This window comes from Devosia sp. XGJD_8 (genome assembly GCF_046614475.1).
Taxonomy (GTDB): domain Bacteria; phylum Pseudomonadota; class Alphaproteobacteria; order Rhizobiales; family Devosiaceae; genus Devosia.
The window spans coordinates 2,420,770-2,441,883 of sequence record NZ_JBKJHF010000001.1; the positions used below are offsets into that span (position 1 = coordinate 2,420,770).

Annotated in this window: 29 protein-coding genes; 1 reads left to right on the forward strand and 28 read right to left on the reverse strand. The window is 61.0% G+C overall.

Annotated elements, in window-relative coordinates:
• Nucleotides 1-12: 12 nt before the first annotated feature.
• From ACLI1C_RS11430 to rpsL, 27 genes are all read right to left on the reverse strand, one after another.
• Nucleotides 13-582: an adenylate kinase gene (locus ACLI1C_RS11430; protein ID WP_411396970.1), complete on the reverse strand. Its 570-nt coding sequence runs from the start codon at nt 580-582 to the stop codon at nt 13-15.
• Nucleotides 579-1,919, reverse strand: a complete 1,341-nt coding sequence (secY, locus tag ACLI1C_RS11435; protein ID WP_411396971.1) for a preprotein translocase subunit SecY — start codon at nt 1,917-1,919, stop codon at nt 579-581. The genes ACLI1C_RS11430 and secY overlap by 4 nt, the downstream gene beginning before the upstream one ends.
• 128 nt (nt 1,920-2,047) lie before the next feature.
• Nucleotides 2,048-2,548 (reverse strand): 50S ribosomal protein L15, encoded by a 501-nt coding sequence (rplO, locus tag ACLI1C_RS11440; RefSeq protein ID WP_411396972.1) that lies wholly within the window; start codon nt 2,546-2,548, stop codon nt 2,048-2,050.
• A gap of 9 nt (nt 2,549-2,557) precedes the next feature.
• Entirely contained in the window at nt 2,558-2,746 is a 189-nt protein-coding gene (rpmD, locus tag ACLI1C_RS11445) for a 50S ribosomal protein L30 (RefSeq protein ID WP_046172884.1), read from the reverse strand.
• Nucleotides 2,747-2,767: 21 nt separating this feature from the next.
• Entirely contained in the window at nt 2,768-3,301 is a 534-nt protein-coding gene (rpsE, locus tag ACLI1C_RS11450) for a 30S ribosomal protein S5 (RefSeq protein ID WP_240229327.1), read from the reverse strand.
• 22 nt (nt 3,302-3,323) lie between these two features.
• Nucleotides 3,324-3,686, reverse strand: a complete 363-nt coding sequence (rplR, locus tag ACLI1C_RS11455; protein ID WP_411396973.1) for a 50S ribosomal protein L18 — start codon at nt 3,684-3,686, stop codon at nt 3,324-3,326.
• A 12-nt stretch (nt 3,687-3,698) separates the two neighbouring features.
• Entirely contained in the window at nt 3,699-4,232 is a 534-nt protein-coding gene (gene rplF / locus ACLI1C_RS11460) for a 50S ribosomal protein L6 (protein WP_411396974.1), read from the reverse strand.
• 54 nt (nt 4,233-4,286) lie between these two features.
• The gene (gene rpsH, locus ACLI1C_RS11465; protein ID WP_046172880.1) at nt 4,287-4,685 is read right to left on the reverse strand and encodes a 30S ribosomal protein S8; all 399 of its coding nucleotides are present in this window, start codon (nt 4,683-4,685) and stop codon (nt 4,287-4,289) included.
• Between the two features lie 13 nt (nt 4,686-4,698).
• Entirely contained in the window at nt 4,699-5,004 is a 306-nt protein-coding gene (gene rpsN, locus ACLI1C_RS11470) for a 30S ribosomal protein S14 (protein WP_411396975.1), read from the reverse strand.
• 30 nt (nt 5,005-5,034) lie between these two features.
• Nucleotides 5,035-5,592 carry a 50S ribosomal protein L5 gene (rplE, locus tag ACLI1C_RS11475; RefSeq protein ID WP_411396976.1) on the reverse strand — a complete coding sequence of 186 codons (558 nt, stop codon included), beginning with the start codon at nt 5,590-5,592 and terminating at the stop codon, nt 5,035-5,037.
• Entirely contained in the window at nt 5,585-5,896 is a 312-nt protein-coding gene (gene rplX / locus ACLI1C_RS11480; protein ID WP_212657692.1) for a 50S ribosomal protein L24, read from the reverse strand. Before rplX ends, rplE begins: the two co-directional genes overlap by 8 nt.
• A complete protein-coding gene (gene rplN, locus ACLI1C_RS11485) occupies nt 5,896-6,264 on the reverse strand; it encodes a 50S ribosomal protein L14 (RefSeq protein ID WP_046138380.1) in 369 nt (122 codons plus the stop codon). Before rplN ends, rplX begins: the two co-directional genes overlap by 1 nt.
• Complete coding sequence (gene rpsQ / locus ACLI1C_RS11490; RefSeq protein WP_411396978.1) at nt 6,261-6,518, reverse strand: 30S ribosomal protein S17; 258 nt, start codon at nt 6,516-6,518, stop codon at nt 6,261-6,263. The genes rplN and rpsQ overlap by 4 nt, the downstream gene beginning before the upstream one ends.
• 12 nt (nt 6,519-6,530) lie before the next feature.
• Complete coding sequence (gene rpmC, locus ACLI1C_RS11495) at nt 6,531-6,725, reverse strand: 50S ribosomal protein L29 (RefSeq protein WP_411396979.1); 195 nt, start codon at nt 6,723-6,725, stop codon at nt 6,531-6,533.
• A gap of 11 nt (nt 6,726-6,736) precedes the next feature.
• Complete coding sequence (rplP, locus tag ACLI1C_RS11500; protein WP_035102630.1) at nt 6,737-7,150, reverse strand: 50S ribosomal protein L16; 414 nt, start codon at nt 7,148-7,150, stop codon at nt 6,737-6,739.
• 15 nt (nt 7,151-7,165) lie between these two features.
• Nucleotides 7,166-7,912 (reverse strand): 30S ribosomal protein S3, encoded by a 747-nt coding sequence (rpsC, locus tag ACLI1C_RS11505; protein ID WP_411396980.1) that lies wholly within the window; start codon nt 7,910-7,912, stop codon nt 7,166-7,168.
• Nucleotides 7,912-8,292: a 50S ribosomal protein L22 gene (gene rplV, locus ACLI1C_RS11510; protein ID WP_411396981.1), complete on the reverse strand. Its 381-nt coding sequence runs from the start codon at nt 8,290-8,292 to the stop codon at nt 7,912-7,914. Before rplV ends, rpsC begins: the two co-directional genes overlap by 1 nt.
• A gap of 1 nt (nt 8,293) precedes the next feature.
• Nucleotides 8,294-8,572, reverse strand: a complete 279-nt coding sequence (rpsS, locus tag ACLI1C_RS11515; RefSeq protein WP_240229335.1) for a 30S ribosomal protein S19 — start codon at nt 8,570-8,572, stop codon at nt 8,294-8,296.
• A 3-nt stretch (nt 8,573-8,575) separates the two neighbouring features.
• A complete protein-coding gene (gene rplB / locus ACLI1C_RS11520; RefSeq protein ID WP_411396983.1) occupies nt 8,576-9,415 on the reverse strand; it encodes a 50S ribosomal protein L2 in 840 nt (279 codons plus the stop codon).
• Between the two features lie 16 nt (nt 9,416-9,431).
• The gene (locus ACLI1C_RS11525; RefSeq protein ID WP_092184726.1) at nt 9,432-9,725 is read right to left on the reverse strand and encodes a 50S ribosomal protein L23; all 294 of its coding nucleotides are present in this window, start codon (nt 9,723-9,725) and stop codon (nt 9,432-9,434) included.
• Nucleotides 9,722-10,342, reverse strand: coding sequence for a 50S ribosomal protein L4 (gene rplD, locus ACLI1C_RS11530; protein WP_411396984.1), 621 nt, complete (start codon nt 10,340-10,342; stop codon nt 9,722-9,724). Before rplD ends, ACLI1C_RS11525 begins: the two co-directional genes overlap by 4 nt.
• Nucleotides 10,343-11,044 carry a 50S ribosomal protein L3 gene (gene rplC / locus ACLI1C_RS11535; RefSeq protein WP_240229339.1) on the reverse strand — a complete coding sequence of 234 codons (702 nt, stop codon included), beginning with the start codon at nt 11,042-11,044 and terminating at the stop codon, nt 10,343-10,345.
• A gap of 83 nt (nt 11,045-11,127) precedes the next feature.
• Nucleotides 11,128-11,436 (reverse strand): 30S ribosomal protein S10, encoded by a 309-nt coding sequence (gene rpsJ / locus ACLI1C_RS11540; RefSeq protein ID WP_411396986.1) that lies wholly within the window; start codon nt 11,434-11,436, stop codon nt 11,128-11,130.
• A 68-nt stretch (nt 11,437-11,504) separates the two neighbouring features.
• A complete protein-coding gene (gene tuf / locus ACLI1C_RS11545) occupies nt 11,505-12,695 on the reverse strand; it encodes an elongation factor Tu (RefSeq protein ID WP_316354692.1) in 1,191 nt (396 codons plus the stop codon).
• Between the two features lie 71 nt (nt 12,696-12,766).
• Nucleotides 12,767-14,857 carry an elongation factor G gene (gene fusA / locus ACLI1C_RS11550; RefSeq protein ID WP_411396988.1) on the reverse strand — a complete coding sequence of 697 codons (2,091 nt, stop codon included), beginning with the start codon at nt 14,855-14,857 and terminating at the stop codon, nt 12,767-12,769.
• A 12-nt stretch (nt 14,858-14,869) separates the two neighbouring features.
• The gene (gene rpsG / locus ACLI1C_RS11555; protein WP_411396990.1) at nt 14,870-15,340 is read right to left on the reverse strand and encodes a 30S ribosomal protein S7; all 471 of its coding nucleotides are present in this window, start codon (nt 15,338-15,340) and stop codon (nt 14,870-14,872) included.
• Between the two features lie 12 nt (nt 15,341-15,352).
• On the reverse strand, nt 15,353-15,724 hold the full coding sequence (gene rpsL / locus ACLI1C_RS11560) for a 30S ribosomal protein S12 (RefSeq protein ID WP_035080811.1): 372 nt from the start codon (nt 15,722-15,724) through the stop codon (nt 15,353-15,355).
• 501 nt (nt 15,725-16,225) lie between these two features.
• Between rpsL and ACLI1C_RS11565 the strand changes: the two genes are divergently transcribed.
• Nucleotides 16,226-16,684: a YbjN domain-containing protein gene (locus tag ACLI1C_RS11565; RefSeq protein WP_411398308.1), complete on the forward strand. Its 459-nt coding sequence runs from the start codon at nt 16,226-16,228 to the stop codon at nt 16,682-16,684.
• A gap of 202 nt (nt 16,685-16,886) precedes the next feature.
• Here ACLI1C_RS11565 and rpoC read toward each other — a convergent pair whose 3' ends face one another.
• Complete coding sequence (gene rpoC / locus ACLI1C_RS11570; protein ID WP_411396993.1) at nt 16,887-21,071, reverse strand: DNA-directed RNA polymerase subunit beta'; 4,185 nt, start codon at nt 21,069-21,071, stop codon at nt 16,887-16,889.
• Between the last annotated feature and the right edge of the window lie 43 nt (nt 21,072-21,114).

A 21,114-nucleotide genomic window follows, 5' to 3' on the forward strand; every position in this document is an offset into this window, starting at 1 on the left:
CCAAACCCGTATTCAGTGTGCGATCGCAGCCTTGATGGCAGCGGTCACCTGGTCGACCGGTTCCATGCCGTCGACGGCCTTGAGCAGGCCCTCTTCGGAATAGTAGGCGACCAGCGGAGCGGTCTGCTCCTGGTAGACGCCGAGGCGCTTGCGCAGCACTTCCTCATTGTCGTCGGCGCGGGCCCCGCCGGATTCCTTGGCGCGCTGGACAACCCGGCGCACCAATTCGTCGGCATCGGCCTTGATCTCGATGACCGCGTTGAGCTTGACGCCCTTGTCGATCAGCATCTGGTCGAGCGCTTCGGCCTGCGCGATGGTGCGCGGGAAGCCGTCGAGGATGAAGCCGGGCTTGCAGTCCTCGGCGTCGAGGCGCTCCGACACGATGCCATTGACGATGGCATCTGACACCAGGTCGCCGCGATCCACGATCGCCTTGGCCTCCAGACCCAGCGGGGTCTTGGCGGCAATGGCAGAGCGCAGGATGTCACCCGTGGACAGCTGGGGGATGCCATAGGCCTCCACCAGAATCTTGGCCTGGGTCCCCTTCCCCGCTCCCGGCGGTCCGAGCAGTATCAACCTCATCGACGCTTGCCTCCTCCAAGACGGGACTTCTTGACCAGCCCCTCATACTGCTGGGCGATCAGGTGGCTCTGGATCTGGCTGACCGTATCGAGGGTCACCGTCACCATGATCAGCAGCGACGTGCCGCCGATGAACTGGCTGATGGCCAGCTGGCTGAACAGCACTTCGGGAATCAGCGCCACCACGGTCAGATAGAGCGCACCGATGACCGTAATGCGAGTCAGCACGTAATCTATGTGCTGCGCCGTCCGCTCACCCGGGCGGATGCCCGGAATGAAGCCGCCGGAACGCTTGAGGTTATCGGCCGTCTCGGTCGGATTGAACACGATCGCCGTATAGAAGAAGGCGAAGAAGATGATGAAGAAGGCGAACAGCGCCAGATAGAGCGGCTGGCCGCGGCCCAGCAGCGCCGTCACCACCTGCAGCCACTGCGGCGCATTCCCCTGCGCCGCGAAGGACGCAATGGTTGCCGGCAGCAGCAGCAGCGACGAGCCGAAGATCACCGGGATAACACCCGACGTGTTCAGCTTGAGCGGCAGATGCGAGCTGTCGCCCTGGAACATCTTGTTCCCGACCTGGCGCTTTGGATACTGGATCAACAGGCGGCGCTGGGCGCGTTCGAAGAACACGATGACCGCGATGACTACCAGGGCCAGCACCAGCATGCCCACGCCGGCAATGCCCGGAATGGCCCCCGTACGGCTCAGCTCGAGCGTCTGGGCAATGGTCGTGGGCAGATTGGCCACGATGCCGGCAAAGATGATCAGCGAAATACCGTTGCCGACGCCGCGGGCGGTGATCTGCTCACCCAGCCACATCAGGAACATGGTGCCGCCGACCAGGGTAATCACGGTCGAGATGCGGAAGAACCAGCCCGGATTGAGCACGACGCCCTGGCTCGCCTCGAGCCCGACGGCAATGCCATAGGCCTGCACGGCGCAGAACACCACGGCTAGGTAGCGGGTATACTGGTTCATCTTGCGACGACCGGCTTCGCCACCCTCCTTCTTGAGGGCCTCGAGCCGAGGCGACGCGGTCGAGACCACCTGCACCACGATGGATGCGGTGATGTAGGGAATAAGGTTCAGGGCAAAGATCGCCATGCGCTCGACGGCACCGCCGGCGAACATGTTGAACATGCCGATAATGCCCTGCTGGCTCTGTTCGAACGTCGCGCGGAACGCATCGGGATCGATGCCCGGGACGGGAATGAACGTGCCCAGACGATAGACGAGCAGCGCGCCCAGTGTGAACCAGATGCGCTGCTGCAGAGCCTTCGCCTTGGAAAAGGTCGAAAAATTGAGATTACGTGCCAGCTGTTCGGCTGCGGACGCCATGTATCGCTCCCTATGGCTTCAAGGCCAGGTGCGCTCGGAGCGCTTCGGGAGCATATGCATCTACGTCCCTAACGCAACAAACCAAAAAGCGCACCCGGCCCGCGGCCGGATGCGCAATAGTGTCGGAATTAACCGGCGTAAGGGGTCTTCTTCCAGGGCTCTTTGGCCGGGATGAGATCAACCTTGCCACCACCTGCTTCCACGGCCGCCAGAGCACCCTTGGTCGCGTAATTGACCTTGAAGGTGACCTTCTTGGAGGTGAAGCCGGCAGCGCCGATCAGGCGGACGCCGTCCTTGGCGCGACGGATCACGCGGGCAGCGATGAGCGCGTCGGCATCGATCACGCCCTTGGCGTCGAGCTTGCCGGCGTCGATATAGGCCTGGATGCGGTCAACGCGGACTTCGTTCCAATCCTTGGGATTGAAAGCGTTGAAGCCGCGCTTTGGCATACGCATGTGAAGGGGCATCTGGCCGCCTTCGAAGCCGTTGATCGCAACGCCCGAGCGTGCGGTCTGGCCCTTGCCGCCGCGACCACCGGTCTTGCCCTTGCCGGAACCGATGCCACGGCCGACACGGATGCGGACCTTGTTGGCGCCGGGATTGTCGCGAAGTTCGTTCAAACGGGTCATGATTGCTCCTTACTCGCCAATAACGCGGACGAGGTGCGGAAGCTTGTTGATCATGCCGCGGACTTCGGGCGTATCGATCAGCTCGCGCTCTTTGTTCATCTTGTTCAGCCCGAGACCGATCAGGGTCGCGCGCTGCACCTTGTCACGGCGGATCGGCGAACCGATCTGCTTGACAATAAGGGTCTTTTTCTCAGCCATGATTTATCTCCTGACCGGCGATCAAGCTTCGACCGCAGTCTCGCCGCGGCGAGCCTGCAGTTCCGAAACCTTGAGGCCGCGGCGGGAAGCAACCGAGCGAGGGCTGTCGACGCGCTTGAGCGCATCGAAGGTGGCCCGCACCATGTTGTATGGGTTTGCAGTGCCCTGCGACTTGGCAACGATGTCGTTGATGCCAAGCGTTTCGAACACGGCGCGCATCGGACCGCCGGCGATGATGCCGGTACCCGGAACGGCGGCACGCAGGATGACCTTGCCGGCGCCGTGGCGGCCAGCGACGTCGTGGTGCAGCGTACGCGCGTCGCGCAGCGGAACACGGATCATCTGGCGCTTGGCCTGCTCGGTTGCCTTGCGGATCGCTTCTGGAACTTCACGGGCCTTGCCGTGACCAAAGCCAACGCGGCCCTTCTGGTCGCCGACAACGACGAGTGCGGCGAAGCCGAAACGACGGCCACCCTTGACCACCTTGGCCACGCGGTTGATGTGGACCAGGCGATCGACGAATTCGCTTTCGCGCTCTTGAACGTCTCTGCTCATAATTCTCTTTCCTCGCCGTGTTCTAGAACTGCAGGCCGCCCTCACGGGCAGCGTCTGCAAGGGCCTTCACACGGCCATGATAGATATAGGCACCACGATCGAACACGACCTCGGCAACGCCGGCCTTGGAGCCGCGCTCGGCAATCAACTTGCCGATCGCCGCAGCGGCCTCGGCGGTAGCGCCGTTCTTGACCTTGGCCTTGACGTCCTTGTCGAGCGTCGAAGCGGCAGCCAGGGTACGACCCGTGCTGTCGTCGATGATCTGGGCGTAGATGTTCTTGTCCGAACGGAAAACCGACAGACGCGGACGACCGAAGGCACGAGCCTTGAGCGCCTTGCGGACACGAGCCTTGCGGCGGTCCGCACCTTTTGCACTGATAGCCATTGCAGGCGCTCCTTACTTCTTCTTGCCTTCTTTGCGGAAGACCTGTTCGCCCAGGTACCGCACACCCTTGCCCTTGTAGGGCTCAGGCTTGCGCCACGCGCGAATGTTCGCCGCAACTTGGCCAACCTGCTGCTTGTCGATACCGGTAATGACGATTTCCGTCGGAGCCGGGACAGCCAGCGTAATACCCTTGGGGGCTTCGTAGATCACTTCGTGGCTGAAACCAAGCGAGAGCTTGATATCCTTGCCCTGCATCGCGGCGCGATAGCCAACGCCCTGGATCGCCAGCTTCTTTTCGAAGCCGGTCGAAACACCGGTGACCATGTTCTGGATCAGTGCACGGGTAGTGCCCCAGGCGGCACGAGCAAACTTGGTATCGTTCGCCGGAGTGATGGAGACGCCGTCGTCCCCCTGCTCCACGTTCACGACATCCATGAGCTCGATGCTCAATTCGCCCTTCGGGCCCTTGGCGGATACGGTGCGACCATTGATGGTGACCGTGACGCCGCTTACCGGTGCAACCGGTTTTTTGCCAGTACGTGACATTCTATTTCAATCCTTGAGTAATCGTCTTACCGCGGATCCTAAGGCCATTTGGCCTTAGAACACGCGGCAGAGTACCTCGCCACCAACGTTGGCAGCCTTGGCTTCGTGGTCGGCCATCACACCCTTGGGGGTGGAGAGGATCGAGACACCCAGGCCATTGGCAACCTGCGGAATATTCTTCACGGAGGCGTAGACGCGACGGCCGGGACGCGAAACGCGTTCGATCGTGCGGATGACCGCCTCGTTGTCCGAGTACTTGAGTTCGATTTCGTACTCGGAAGCACCATTCTCGAACTTGGTCTCCGAATAGCCGCGGATGAAACCCTCGGACTGGAGAACATCCAGCACGCGACCACGCAGGGTCGATGCCGGAGTCGAAACGGAATTCTTGCGACGCATCTGGGCGTTGCGGATACGGGTCAGCATGTCGCCGATGGGATCGGAAAAGCTCATCTGATGTTTCTCCTTACCAGCTCGACTTCACGAGACCCGGGATCTGGCCCAGGTTACCCAGCTGACGCAGAGCGATACGGCTCATCTTCAGCTTGCGGTAGAAGCCGCGGGGACGACCCGAGACTTCGCAGCGGTTGCGGACGCGGACCTTGGCGGAATTGCGCGGCAGCTCGGCCAGCTTCAGCTGGGCGGCGAAACGCTCATCCATGGGGACCGACTGGTCCTTGGTCTTTGCCTTGAGAGCGGCGCGCTTGGCAGCATACTGCTTGGCGAGCGCAGCGCGCTTGTTGTTCTTCACGATGGAGCTGGTCTTTGCCATATCCTAATCCTTTATCCCTTCCCTGTCCGCTTACTGGCGGAAGGGGAAGTTGAACGCCTTGAGCAGCGCACGAGCTTCATCATCGGACTTCGCGGTCGTCGTGATCACGATATCCATGCCCCAAACCTGATCGATCTGATCGTAGTTGATTTCGGGGAAAACGATGTGTTCCTTCAGGCCCATGGCATAGTTGCCACGACCATCGAAGGACTTCGGGTTCAGCCCGCGGAAGTCACGAACGCGCGGCAGCGCGATGTTCACCAGGCGGTCCAGGAACTCATACATGCGGGTGCTGCGCAGCGTCACCTTGACGCCGAGCGGCATGTTTTCACGCACCTTGAAGCCAGCGATCGACTTGCGAGCGTAGGTGATGACCGGCTTCTGGCCAGCGATCTTTTCCAGCTCGGCTGCAGCCGACTTGACCTTCTTGGTGTCGTTGACGGCTTCGCCAACGCCGATGTTCAGCACGATCTTCTCGAGCTTGGGCATCTGCATGACGTTGGTATAGGAGAACTGCTCCTGCAACGCCTTGCGGATATTGCCTTCGTACTCGGTACGAAGGCGCGGAACGTAAGCTGTCTCAGCCATCGATCGAATCTCCGGTCGACTTGGCGACGCGCGTCTTCACGCCGTCCTTGATCTGGAAACCGACGCGGGAAGGCTTGCCATCCTTATCGGCGATCGCGAGGTTCGACAGGTGGATCGGCGCTTCCTTGGTGAAGATGCCGGCATCGGTCGACGCGGTCTGCTTGGTGTGGCGACGGACCAGGTTGATACCCTGGACAAGCGCCTTCGTTTCGGTCGGGATAACCGACAGGACCTGGCCAGTCTTGCCTTTGTCCTTGCCAGTCAGGACGACGACCTTATCGCCCTTCTTGATCTTGGCAGCCATTACAGCACCTCGGGTGCGAGCGAAATGATCTTCATGTGGTTCTTGGCACGGAGCTCGCGCGGAACCGGCCCGAAGATACGGGTGCCGATCGGCTCTTTCTGATTGTTGATCAGAACCGCGGCGTTCTTGTCGAAACGGATCACGGTGCCATCGGGGCGACGGATGTCGAACGCGGTGCGAACGACCACGGCCTTCATGACCTGGCCCTTCTTCACGCGACCACGAGGAATGGCATCCTTGACCGACACGACGATGATGTCGCCGACCGAAGCGTACTTGCGGTGCGAACCGCCCAGCACCTTGATGCACATGACCCGCTTGGCGCCGGAATTGTCGGCGACATCGAGATTGGACTGCATCTGGATCATGGCGTGGCGCCTTCCTGCTGTGCCGCGCCAACAACCAGCGTCCAGCGCTTGTTCTTGGAGATCGGCGCACATTCTTCGATCCAGACGATCTGCCCGACCTTGGCCAGGTTGGCCTCGTCATGAGCATGATACTTCTTGGACCGGCGAACGGTCTTCTTCATTACCGGATGCGTGAAACGGCGCTCGACGCGCACCACGACCGTCTTATCATTGGCGTCGGAGACCACAGTCCCCTGCAATACGCGCTTTGGCATGGTCGCGGCTCCTTACTTCGCTGCGTTCTTTTCGGCCAGGATCGTCTTGATCCGCGCGATGTCGCGGCGGACGGACTTCACCTGGGCCGGCTTTTCCAGCTGCTGGGTAGCGCGCTGGAAACGCAGGTTGAACTGTTCTTTCTTCAGGTCGACGAGCTGGTCCTTCAGTTCGTCTGCGGTCTTGCTCCGCACATCACTGGCTTTCATGCTCATCGTCCTTAGTCGGCAATGCGGGTAACAACCCGCGTCATGATCGGGAGCTTCATGGCGCCGAGGCGCAGAGCTTCCTTGGCGACGTCCTCGGGGACGCCGTCGATCTCGAATACGATACGACCGGGCTTCACGCGGGCGGCCCAGAATTCAACAGAACCCTTGCCCTTACCCATACGAACTTCAGTCGGCTTCTTGGAAACCGGCACGTCCGGGAAAATCCGGATCCATACACGGCCCTGGCGCTTCATCTCGCGGGTGATCGCGCGGCGGGCCGCTTCGATCTGGCGAGCGGTAACGCGCTCGGGTTCGGTCGCCTTCAAGGCATACTGGCCGAAAGCCAGGTCGGTGCCGCCCTTGGCAACGCCATGGATGCGGCCCTTGTGAGCCTTGCGGAACTTGGTCTTCTTAGGTTGCAGCATAATGAACTAACCTTCTTATGCGCGTTCGCGATCGCGGTCACCGCGATCAGGACGGGGACCACGTTCACTGCGTTCCTGGCGCTGGCCACCGTCGTTGCCTTCGGTTGCACGACGCTCGTGTGCAGTGGGGTCATGCTCGAGCACTTCGCCCTTGAACACCCAGACCTTGATACCGATGATGCCATAGGTGGTCTTGGCTTCAGCAGTGCCGTAGTCGATGTCGGCGCGCAGCGTGTGCAGCGGAACGCGACCTTCGCGGTACCATTCGGTACGAGCGATATCGGCACCACCGAGACGGCCACCAACATTCACGCGGATGCCGCCGGCGCCCATGCGGATCGCCGTCTGCACGGCGCGCTTCATGGCGCGACGGAAAGCCACGCGGCGTTCCAGCTGCTGGGCAATGCCCTGGGCAACCAGCGTCGCATCGGTTTCCGGCTTGCGCACTTCAACGATGTTGATGTGCACTTCGCTGTCGGTGAACTTCTTCACCTTGGCGCGGATCTTGTCGATGTCAGCGCCCTTCTTGCCGATCACGATGCCCGGACGGGCAGTGTGGATCGACACGCGGCACTTGCGGTGCGGACGCTCGATGACGATCTTCGAAACCGCGGCGGCCTTGAGGTCTTCCAGCAGCATCGTACGGATCTTCAGGTCTTCCTGAAGCAGCGTGCCGTATTCGCCCTTGTTGGCGAACCAGCGGCTGTCCCACGTACGGTTGATACCGAGGCGGAAGCCGATTGGATTGATCTTCTGGCCCATTATGCGGCCTCCTCAACTTGCCGGACGATGATCGTCAGATGCGCGAACGGCTTCTGGATCTGCGACGAACGACCACGGCCACGGGCGGTAAAGCGCTTCATGACGAGCGAGTTGCCCACATAGGCTTCGGCAACGACGAGGGCGTCGGTATCGAGACCGTGGTTGTTCTCGGCATTGGCAATGGCGCTCTCGAGCACCTTCTTGACCTGGCCGGAGATGCGCTTGTGGCTGAATTCGAGTTCGGCCAGAGCCTTCTCGACCTTCTTGCCACGGATCAACTGGGCCAGAAGATTGAGCTTCTGGGGGCTGATGCGCAGCATGCGCAGCACAGCCTTGGCCTCGTTGTCCTTGAGCGCGCGCTGGGTTTTTGGCTTGCCCATCTTACTTCCTCTTGGCCTTCTTGTCGGCGGCATGACCGTAATAGGTACGGGTCGGTGCGAATTCGCCGAACTTGTGGCCGATCATGTCTTCAGTGACGCTGACCGGTACGTGCTTCTGGCCATTGTGCACACCAAAGGTGATGCCAACGAACTGCGGCAGGATGGTCGAACGGCGGCTCCAGATCTTGACCACGTCGTTGCGGCCGGACGCGAGGGCCTTCTCGGCCTTCTTGAGCATGTAGCCGTCGACAAACGGCCCCTTCCAGATTGAACGGGTCATGGCTTACCTGCCCTTCTTCACGTGACGGCTGCGAACGATGAACTTGTCCGTTGCCTTGTTGCTGCGGGTCTTCTTACCCTTGGTCGGCTTGCCCCACGGGGTAACCGGGTGACGGCCACCAGAGGTACGGCCTTCACCACCACCATGCGGGTGATCGATCGGGTTCATGGTCACGCCGCGGTTGACGGGCTTGCGGCCCAGCCAACGCGAACGACCGGCCTTGCCGAGCGAGGTGTTGGAGTGATCCTGGTTCGACACGGCGCCGACGGTTGCAAGGCAGGTGCCATGCACGCGGCGCTGTTCGCCCGAGTTCAGGCGAAGGATCGCCCAACCCTGGTCACGACCGACATACTGCGCATAGGCACCGGCCGAACGGGCGACCTGGCCACCCTTGCGGGGCTTGAGCTCGATATTGTGCACGATCGTACCGACCGGCATGCGCTCGAGCGGCATGGCATTGCCCGGCTTCACGTCGACAGTGTTCATCGACGAGATGACCTTGTCGCCAGCCGACAGGCGCTGCGGTGCCACGATATAGGCGAGTTCGCCGTCTTCGTACTTCACCAGAGCGATCCAGGCCGTGCGGTTCGGATCATATTCCAGGCGCTCGATCGTCCCAACCTGGTCGAACTTGACCCGCTTGAAGTCGATCATGCGATAGGTGCGCTTGTGACCACCACCACGATGGAACGAGGTGATGCGGCCGCGGTTGTTGCGGCCACCGGACTTGGACAGACCCTGGGTCAAGGTCTTGACCGGAGCGCCCTTCCAGAGTTCCGAACGATCGGTCGTCACGAGCTGACGACGGCCTTCGGAGGTGGGGTTGTAAGTTTTCAGAGCCATTTTTGTCTCTTATCCCTTAGAGGCCGGTCGAAATATCGATCGACTGGCCGTCGACGAGGGTCACGATCGCCTTCTTGACGTCGTTGCGCGTGCCAATCTTGCCACGGAAGCGCTTCACCTTGCCCTTGCGGACCAGGGTGTTCACTGCCTTGACCTTGACCGAGAACAGCTGCTCGACGGCAGCCTTGATATCGGTCTTGTTGGCATCGATCGCCACGTCGAAAACGACCTGGTTGTTTTCCGAAGCCATCGTCGACTTTTCAGTCACGACGGGGTTACGAACGATGTCGTAAGCGCTGAGCTTGTTCATGCGAACCTCGCTTCCAGCGCTTCGAGCGCTGCCTTGGTCAGGACGAGCTTGTCGCGCTTGAGGATCGACACAACGTTGATCCCCTGCACCGGCAGCACGTCGATATGCGGGATGTTGCGGGCGGACAGCGCGAAGTGCTGGTCCACTGCTGCACCATCGATGATCAGCGCGTTGGTCCATTCCAGCTTGCCGAAGGTTGCCAGCAGACCAGCGGTCTTGGTTTCCTTCTGGGCAATGCTGTCGACGACGATCAGCGAGCCGGACTTGGCCTTGGACGACAAGGCATGCTTCAGCGCCAGGGCGCGGACCTTCTTGGGAAGATCGATGGCATGGCTGCGCGGGGTCGGACCGAATGCACGGCCGCCGCCACGGAACTGCGGAGCCTTGCGATCGCCATGGCGAGCGCCGCCCGAGCCCTTCTGCTTCACGAACTTCTTGCCCGTGCGGACGCCTTCCGAACGATGCTTCACATCGTGCGTGCCAGCCATCGCCTTGAGCTGCTGATAACGGACCATGCGGTGCAGGATGTCCTGGCGGACTTCCAGACCGAAGACGTCGTCGGCGAGCTGGATGCTACCAGCGGCCTTGCCGTCGAGGGTTGTGACCTTGAGTTCCATTTAGTTACCTTCCCCCGCGACTTCAGCGGCGGCCTTGAACGAGCCCGGGAAGGCAGCGCCCTTGGGGGCCGGCTTCTTCACCGCGTCCTTGATCATGATCCAAGCGCCCTTGGCGCCCGGAACCGAACCCTGGATCATGATCAAACCGCGCTCGACGTCGGTCTTGACGACCTTGACGTTCTGCGTGGTGATGCGACGATCGCCCATATGGCCCGGCATCTTCTTGTTCTTGAAGGTCTTACCCGGGTCCTGACGACCACCGGTAGAACCGATCGAGCGGTGCGAAACCGACACGCCGTGCGTTGCACGCAGGCCGCCGAAGTTCCAGCGCTTCATACCGCCGGCAAAACCCTTGCCGATCGAAGTGCCGGTGACGTCCACCAGCTGGCCTTCGACGAAATGGTCAGCCTGCAGCTGCGCGCCGACCTCGATGAGGTTGGCTTCGTCAACGCGGAATTCCGCGACGTGACGCTTGGGCTCGACCTTGGCAACGGCGAACTGGCCGCGCTCTGCCTTGGTCGTGTTCTTGGCCTTGGCCTGGCCAGCGCCAAGCTGCAGCGCGACATAGCCGTCCTTATCCGCGGTCCGCTGGCCCACCACCTGGCAGTTCTGCAGGCCCAGCACCGTCACAGGAACGTGCGAGCCGTCCTCAGCGAAAATGCGGGTCATGCCCAGCTTCTGTGCGATCAATCCAGAACGCATCGGTTATTACCTTCTCATTTGGCGCTGTACCGGGTCATGGTTTCAGAGGACCCTTTGTTCGGTACGCGCGGAAACTCGTTACTTCAGAGCTTGATTTCGACGTCGACGCCGGCGGCGAGATCGAGCTTCATCAGTGCATCGACCGTCTGGGGAGTCGGGTCCACAATGTCCAGCAGACGCTTGTGGGTCCGGATCTCGAACTGCTCGCGCGACTTCTTGTCGATGTGCGGCGAGCGGTTCACGGTAAACTTGTCGATTCGCGTCGGCAGCGGGATCGGGCCGCGAACCTGCGCGCCCGTACGCTTGGCCGTCGACACGATCTCGCGCGTCGAAGCATCGAGAACGCGATGGTCAAACGCCTTGAGGCGGATGCGAATATTCTGACCGGTCATCTTGTAAATCCTGACGAAAATGGATCGCGGCGCGCGTTCATCCGCGCGCCGCGAATGTCTCTAGAGGCTTACTTCAGGATCGTCGCGACGACGCCGGAGCCGACGGTACGGCCACCTTCACGGATAGCGAAGCGGAGCTTCTCTTCCATGGCGATCGGAACGATGAGCTGAACGTTGATGTTCAGGTTGTCGCCCGGCATCACCATTTCCGTGCCTTCAGGCAGGGTCACGATGCCCGTCACGTCAGTCGTACGGAAGTAGAACTGGGGACGGTAGTTGCCGAAGAACGGAGTGTGACGACCGCCCTCTTCCTTGGTCAGGATATAGACCTCGGCGGTGAAGTCGGTGTGCGGGGTAACCGAGCCGGGCTTGCAGAGGACCTGGCCGCGCTCAACCTGAGTGCGGTCGATACCACGGATCAGCGCGCCGATGTTGTCGCCAGCCTGGCCCGAGTCGAGCAGCTTGCGGAACATTTCGACACCGGTAACGGTGGTCTTCTGGGTTGCCTTGATGCCGACGATTTCGACTTCTTCGCCAACCTTGACGATACCGCGTTCGACACGGCCGGTGACCACGGTGCCGCGGCCCGAGATCGAGAACACGTCTTCGATCGGGAGCAGGAACGGCTGGTCAACCGGACGTTCCGGCTGCGGGATATAGGAGTCGACGGCAGCCATCAGCTCGAGAACGGCGTCGTGGCCGAGCTTCTTGTCGCTGTCTTCGAGGGCGGCCAGAGCCGAGCCCTTGATGATCGGAACGTCGTCGCCCGGGAATTCGTAGGACGACAGCAGTTCGCGGACTTCGAGCTCAACGAGTTCGAGCAGTTCCGGATCGTCGACCATGTCGCACTTGTTCAGGAACACGACCAGGGCCGGCACGCCAACCTGACGGGCGAGCAGGATGTGCTCGCGGGTCTGGGGCATCGGGCCGTCGGCAGCCGACACGACCAGGATCGCGCCGTCCATCTGGGCAGCGCCGGTGATCATGTTCTTCACATAGTCGGCGTGGCCGGGGCAATCGACGTGAGCGTAGTGACGGTTGGTCGTCTCGTACTCGACGTGGGCGGTGTTGATGGTGATGCCGCGTGCCTTCTCTTCAGGGGCAGCGTCAATCTGATCGTACGCCTTGAAGGTTGCGCCGCCGGTCTCAGCCAGGACCTTGGTGATCGCTGCAGTCAGCGAGGTCTTGCCATGGTCGACGTGACCGATGGTGCCGATGTTGCAGTGAGGCTTATTGCGGGAAAACTTTTCCTTGCCCATCGCTTCTCTCCGTATTCGTTAGCCCTGCGGCCAACCTTGAGTTTCAGTTTCTTGTTTAGGCTTTATCGGCCTTAGGCGTATTTGGCCTGGACTTCGTCGGCGACTGCCTGCGGGACCTGCTCGTAGTGGTCGAACGTCATCGAGTACTGTGCACGACCCTGGCTCATGGAGCGCAGCGAGTTCACATAACCGAACATGTTCGCGAGCGGCACGTAGGCATTCACGACCTGGAGGACACCACGGCCTTCCGTGCCGTGGATCTGACCACGACGGGAGTTCAGGTCGCCGATGACGTCGCCCATGTAGTCTTCTGGCGTGACAACTTCAACCTTCATGATCGGCTCGAGGATCTTCGGCGACGCCTTGCGCAGGGCTTCGTTGAAGCCCGCACGACCGGCGATTTCGAAGGCCAGGACCGAGGAGTCCACGTCGTGATAGGCGCCTTCGGTGAGCGTCACCTTGACGTCCACGATCGGGAACCCGATCAACGGACCGGAAGCCATCACCGACTTCACGCCCTTTTCGACGCCCGGGATGTATTCCTTGGGCACCGAACCGCCGACGACGGCGTTCACGAATTCCAGGCCCTTGCCGACTTCGCCCGGCTCAACGCTGAGCTTGACGCGAGCAAACTGGCCCGAACCACCCGACTGCTTCTTGTGGGTATAGTCCACATTGGCCGACTTGGTGATGGTTTCGCGGTAAGCCACCTGCGGCTGGCCGATATTGGCCTCGACCTTGAACTCGCGACGCATGCGGTCGACGAGGATGTCGAGGTGAAGTTCGCCCATGCCCGAAATGATGGTCTGGCCGGATTCTTCGTCGGTCTTGACGCGGAAGGACGGGTCTTCGGCAGCCAGGCGGTTGAGCGCGAGGCCCATCTTTTCCTGGTCGGCCTTGGACTTGGGTTCCACCGAGATGTCGATAACCGGCTCTGGGAAGATCATGCGTTCAAGGATGACCTGCGAGTTCTGCGCACAAAGCGTGTCACCCGTGGTGGTGTCCTTGAGGCCGACGATGGCGACGATGTCACCAGCAAAGGCTTCCGAGATCTGCTCGCGGCTGTTGGCGTGCATCTGGAACATGCGGCCAACGCGTTCGCGCTTTTCCTTGACCGTGTTTTCCAGCATGGCGCCCTGCTCGATGTGACCCGAGTAGATGCGGCAGAAGGTCAGCGAGCCCATATGCGGGTCGTTGGCGATCTTGAAGGCCAGCATCGACAGCGGCTCGCTGTCATCGGCATGGCGCTCGATCGGCTGTTCGGTCTTGGCGTCGATGCCCTGGATGGCCGGAACGTCGTTCGGAGCCGGCAGGAAGTCGATAACGCCGTCGAGCAGGGGCTGCACACCCTTGTTCTTGAATGCCGAGCCGGCAAAGATCAGGAAGAACTTCGCATCGATCGTGCCGCGACGCAGCAGGCGACGGATGGTGTCGTTGTTCGGCAGATCGCCGTTCAGATAGGCTTCCATGGCGTCGTCGTCGAGTTCGACGGCGGCCTCGATCATCTGCTCGCGATACTTCGCTGCAGCTACCTTGAGGTCGTCCGGGATCTCTACGACGTCCCACTGGGCGCCCAGCTCTTCATTGCGCCAGACGAGTGCGTTCATCTCGATCAGGTCGACGACGCCCTTGAACTCGTTCTCGGCGCCGATCGGCAGCTGGACAGGAACGGCCTTGGCGCCGAGGCGCGTGCCGATCATCTCGACGCAGCGATAGAAATCGGCGCCGATCTTGTCCATCTTGTTGACGAAGATGAGACGTGGAACATGGTACTTGTCGGCCTGGCGCCAGACGGTTTCCGTCTGCGGCTCAACGCCGGCATTGGCATCGAGCAGGGCCACGGCACCGTCGAGCACACGCAGCGAACGCTCGACTTCAATGGTGAAGTCCACGTGGCCGGGGGTGTCGATGATGTTGAAGCGGTGCTGGACGCCGTTGCGGTCTTTCCAGAACGTGGTGGTCGCGGCGGACGTGATGGTGATGCCGCGTTCCTGCTCCTGCTCCATCCAGTCCATGGTCGCAGCGCCGTCGTGGACTTCGCCGATCTTATGGGACTTGCCGGTGTAGTAGAGAATGCGTTCGGTCGTGGTCGTCTTGCCAGCATCGATGTGAGCCATGATGCCGAAGTTACGATACAGCGGAATTGGGTATTCGCGTGCCATTGGGCGCTCCTACTACCAGCGGTAGTGCGAGAAGGCACGGTTGGCATCAGCCATACGGTGCGTATCTTCGCGCTTCTTGACGGCCTGGCCGCGACCATTGAGGGCATCCATGAGCTCGCCGGACAGGCGTTCACGCATGGTGTTCTCACCGCGCTTGCGGGCGGACTCGATGAGCCAGCGAATGGCCAGGGCCTGCTGACGATCGGTACGGACTTCGACCGGAACCTGGTAGGTTGCACCACCAACGCGGCGCGACCGGACTTCGACGGACGGACGGATGTTGTCCAGAGCCGTGTGGAACACCGTGATCGGGTCCTGCTTGCTCTTGGCTTCGACGATCTCGAAGGCACCATAGACGATGCTTTCGGCAGCCGACTTCTTGCCGTCCTTCATGAGCGAGTTCATGAACTTGGTAAGGACCAGATCGCCGAACTTGGCGTCCGGAATGACGTCGCGCTTTTCTGCGCGGTGACGACGGGACATATCTCGATCTCCTTACTTCGGACGCTTCGCGCCGTACTTGGACCGGCGCTGTTTGCGGTCCTTGACGCTCTGCGTGTCGAGGACACCGCGGAGCACGTGATAGCGAACGCCCGGAAGGTCGCGAACGCGGCCGCCACGGATCAGGACCACGGAGTGCTCCTGCAGGTTGTGGCCTTCACCCGGAATATACGAAATGACTTCGCGCTGATTGGTCAGGCGAACCTTGGCGACCTTGCGCAGAGCCGAGTTCGGCTTCTTCGGGGTCGTCGTATAGACGCGAGAGCAAACGCCGCGCTTCTGCGGGTTTGCTTCCATGGCCGGAACCTTGTTCCGCTTTGGCTTGCTGGCGCGTGGTTTGCGGATCAGCTGATTAATGGTGGGCATTGCGCTCTTTCCATCGTCCAAAATTCATTGCGGTCTAGAAAAGCAAACCAAAACGGCGCTCATCCGACCTCCCTAAGGAGTACGGCGGCGCCTTTATTGCAGCGGACCACCCAAGAAATGGGCAGTCATGCGCACAAGGATTTGCTTCGTCTAGTTACCCGACAGTGTGTTTGAGTGTCCTGGATGCCCGCACAAGATGGCAGGAACCCGGTGTGACAATCACGACCGACCGCTTAGGTAGGCGCTGTTTAGAGCCGACTCTCCCGCGCGTCAAGGATTCTTTCGTGAAAAAACCGCGATGGAGCCATGCAGGGGCTTGCAATGCTCTTGCAGTCTCGGGCGCAAAATCGGCCGATCATTCCCCTGCCCTCTCTTGCCCCGGTCAAGGCGCCGATGCGTCTTTGCGCCACCAAATTGCGAACGACCGTCCTCCCGGCAGTCACCAATTGGGGCACAACCGGATGGATGTGTACCGGTCAAGGGAGAATCCGATTGAAGCTCATGTCAGTAATTGCCGCCGGAGCGCTCGCGCTCGCGGCCACCATGTCGGCCCAGGCCCAGACGCTGCTGACCGGTGCCGACACCGATGAAATCCTCAATGCGGCGCGCGGCTACGGTTCGGCGACGCTCACCACCCAGAGCAACGGCGATCCGCAGATCACCGGCAAGATCGAGGGCATCACCTACCAGGTCTATTTCCGCAACTGCACCGACAACACCGATTGCGAGGACCTCAACTTCTATCTCGGCTTTCTCGATCTCAAGCCCTCGCTCGAGCTGATCAACGACTGGAACTACAACAAGCGCTTCAGCCGCGCCTATCTCGACCCCGATGACGACGCCTGCATCGAGATGGACGTCGACCTGGTCCAGGGCGTCACCGCCGAGTACCTCGATTCCCAGTTCGGCCTCTGGAACATGGTGGTCGGGCAGTTTTCCGAGCATGTCGGCTATAAGTGACGCTGCCGGATTTTTTGGATTGGATCAGGGGCCCGTTCGGGCCCCTTTTCACGTCCGGACGCCAGTCACGCCGAAAACGCAAGAAAACCGCCAGCATGCTGCAAGCGAATTGCCCGAATTCTGGCGGCAGGCTGCCCCCTGCCCGCGGCAAAAAGAAAGGGGCCCGAAGGCCCCTTCCCCATTCTATTGCTGATGCCGTCGCCTATTCGGCAGCCGGCGCCGCGATCTTGACGGTCGACGCCTGACGGCGGCGTTCGTCCAGGATCAGGTCGTCGCGCTTGGTCGCGATCAGCTTGGCCGAGGAGATACCGGCACCGGTACCCGCCGGGATCAGGCGGCCGACGATGACGTTTTCCTTAAGGCCTTCAAGCAGATCAGCCTTGCCGGACACTGCCGCTTCCGTAAGGACGCGGGTGGTTTCCTGGAACGAGGCAGCCGAGATGAACGACCGGGTCTGCAGCGACGCCTTGGTGATGCCGAGCAGCACCGGATTGGCCGTCGCCGGCTTCTTGCCGTCAGCAACCAGGGCATCGTTGAGCTCGTCAAAGTCCAGCTTGTCCAGCTGCTCATCCTTGAGCAGCCCGGTATCACCTGGATCCACGATCTCGACCTTCTGCAGCATCTGGCGAACAATCACCTCGATGTGCTTGTCGTTGATCAGCACGCCCTGCAGACGATAGACCTCCTGGATTTCATTGACGAGGTAACGAGCAAGCTCTTCCACGCCCTTGATGGCCAGAATGTCATGCGGCGCCGGGTTGCCGTCGAGGATATACTCACCCTTTTCAATGGCATCGCCTTCCTGCAGGTGGAATGGCTTGCCCTTGGGGATCAGATACTCGACCGGATCTGCACCTTCTTCATGCGGCTCGATAATCACGCGACGCTTGTTCTTGTAGTCGCGACCGAAGCGGATCGTGCCGTCGATTTCGGCAATAATGGCGTGATCCTTGGGACGACGGGCTTCGAACAGTTCCGCCACGCGCGGCAGACCGCCCGTGATGTCCTTGGTCTTGGCGCTTTCCAGCGGAATACGCGCCAGCACGTCACCCGGCGATACCTTCTCGCCCGGCTCGACCGCGATGACCGCGTCGACGGAGAGCAGGTAGCGGGCTTCGCCACCACGATCCACCTTCTGCACCGCACCGCCACGCGCGATCGCCAGGGCCGGCTTCAGGCCCTCGCCACGCTGGTTGGTGCGCCAGTCGATGACGACGCGCTTGGTGAAGCCGGTCGCCTCGTCGGTGTTTTCCGCAACAGAAGCACCATCGACCAGGTCCTCGAACACGACCTCGCCCTCGACTTCGGCCAAAACCGGACGGGTGTAGGGGTCCCATTCAGCCAGACGCTGACCGCGACGAACCGCGTCGCCTTCCTTGACCAGAAGCTTGGAACCATAGGTCACCTTGTGGGTGGCGCGTTCCTTGCCCTCGGCATCGAGAATGGCGAGCGACACGTTACGGGCCATGACGACCAGCTTGCCGCCCTCGACCTTGACGACGTTCGGATTGCGGATGGCAATCGTGCCTTCCGCGCCGGACTCGAGGAACGAGCTGTCGACCACCTGCGCCGTGCCACCGATGTGGAACGTACGCATGGTGAGCTGGGTACCGGGTTCACCGATCGACTGTGCGGCGATGACGCCCACAGCCTCACCCATGTTCACGGGAGTACCGCGAGCAAGGTCACGACCATAGCAGGCCGCGCAGGTGCCCTGGCGCATGTCGCAGGTCAGCGGGGAGCGGATGCGGATCGACTGGATCCGGGCTTCCTCGATGATGTCGATATGCTTTTCTTCCAGCAGAGTGCCCTTGGGGGCGATCAGGTCGCCGGTCAGCGGATGGAAGATATCATCCGCAGCCGTGCGGCCCAGAACGCGCTGGCCGATCGAGGCCACGATCTGGCCGGCATCGACGATCGGCTCCATGGTCAGGCCACGCTCGGTGCCGCAATCGGTCGACACGATGATCGCGTCCTGCGCCACGTCGACCAGACGACGGGTCAGGTAACCCGAGTTCGCGGTCTTCAACGCCGTATCCGCCAGACCCTTACGGGCACCGTGGGTGGAGTTGAAGTACTCGAGAACGTTGAGGCCTTCCTTGAAGTTGGCCGTGATCGGGGTCTCGATGATCGAGCCGTCGGGACGAGCCATCAGGCCGCGCATGCCAGCAAGCTGCTTCATCTGGGCCGGCGAACCGCGGGCACCCGAGTGAGACATCATATAGACCGAGTTGATCGGCTTCTGACGACCGGTCTCCTCGTCGATCTGCACCTTGCGGATCGCGTCCATCATCTCTTCGGCAACCTTGTCACCACACTTGGCCCAGGCGTCGACGACCTTGTTGTACTTCTCGCCCTGAGTGATCAGGCCGTCATTGTACTGCTGCTCGAACTCTTCGACCTGCTTACGCGCGGCTTCCACGATCGTGTACTTGGAGGCCGGGATAACCATGTCGTCCTTACCGAACGAGATGCCGGCATCGCAAGCATTCTTGAAGCCGAGCTGCATGACGCGGTCACAGAAAATGACCGTCTCCTTCTGACCGCAGCCACGGTAAACCGTGTCGATCATCTTGGAGATCATCTTCTTGGTCATCAGCTGGTTGGCCGTCGAGAACGGCACTGCCGGATGCTTGGGCAAAATCTGCCCGATGAGCATGCGGCCCGGGGTCGTTTCCACGATCTCGGTAGTTTCCTTGCCGTTCTCATCGAACGAGACGACACGGCCTTTGATCTTGGTGTGGAGCGTCACGATCTTGTTGTCGAGCGCGTGCTCGAGTTCCGCATAGGAACCGAACGCCATGCCCTCGCCGGGCTCCTTCTCGTTCATGAGCGAGAGGTAGTAGAGGCCCAGCACGATGTCCTGGCTCGGCACGATGATCGGCTGGCCGTTGGCAGGGTGCAGGATGTTGTTGGTCGACATCATCAGCACACGTGCTTCCAGCTGCGCTTCGAGCGACAGCGGGACGTGCACGGCCATCTGGTCACCGTCGAAGTCGGCGTTGAAGGCCGAGCAGACGAGCGGGTGCAGACGGATGGCCTTGCCTTCGATCAGAATGGGCTCGAACGCCTGGATGCCAAGACGGTGAAGCGTCGGAGCGCGGTTCAGCAGAACGGGATGCTCGCGGATCACTTCGTCCAGGATATCCCAGACCTCGGGCTTTTCCTTCTCGACCAGCTTCTTGGCCTGCTTGACGGTCGAAGAGAAACCCTTCGCCTCAAGGCGGCTGTAGATGAACGGCTTGAACAGCTCGAGCGCCATCTTCTTGGGCAGGCCGCACTGGTGCAGCTTGAGGTTCGGACCCACGGTGATGACCGAACGGCCCGAATAGTCGACGCGCTTGCCGAGCAGGTTCTGGCGGAAGCGGCCCTGCTTGCCCTTGAGCATGTCGGACAGCGACTTCAGCGGACGCTTGTTGGCACCGGTAATAGTGCGGCCACGACGACCGTTGTCGAACAGCGCGTCCACAGCTTCCTGCAGCATGCGCTTTTCGTTGCGGATGATGATGTCAGGCGCACGGAGCTCGATCAGGCGCTTCAACCGGTTGTTGCGGTTGATGACGCGACGATAGAGGTCGTTCAGATCGGACGTGGCGAAGCGGCCACCATCCAGCGGCACCAGCGGACGCAGCTCGGGCGGAATGACCGGAATGACGGTCATGATCATCCACTCGGGCTTGTTGCCCGAGACGATGAACTGCTCGACGATCTTCAAGCGCTTGGCGAGCTTCTTGGGCTTAAGTTCAGTCGTGGACTCAGCAATTTCCACGCGCAGGTCTGCCGCGATCTTCTCGAGATCGAGCGCGAGCAGGATGTCACGAATGGCTTCGGCGCCGATCTTGGCGGTGAAGCTGTCGGCACCATACTCGTCCTGGGCGTCGAGGAACTGCTCTTCGGTCAGCAGCTCGTGCTGGGTGAAGGGCGTGAGGCCAGCATCGAGAACGACGTAGTTCTCGAAATACAGGATGCGCTCGATGTCCTTGAGCGTCATATCGAGCAGCAGCGCGATACGGGACGGCAGGGACTTCAGGAACCAGATGTGGGCGACGGGGGCGGCGAGTTCGATGTGGCCCATGCGCTCGCGGCGGACGCGGCTCAGGGTGACTTCGACACCGCACTTCTCGCAGATGACGCCCTTGAACTTCATGCGCTTGTACTTGCCGCACAAGCATTCATAGTCCTTCACGGGGCCAAAGATGCGCGCGCAGAACAGACCATCGCGTTCAGGCTTGAACGTACGATAGTTGATGGTCTCGGGCTTCTTGATCTCGCCGTAGGACCAGCTCAGGATCTTCTCCGGGCTGGCGATGGAGATCTTCATCTGGTCGAAGGTCTGCACCGGAACGGCCGGGTTAAACGGGTCCATGACGTGGGAATGATGATTCATCAATTCTCTCCTCTATCCGCCCAGGCCGTGATTTCGTCACGAG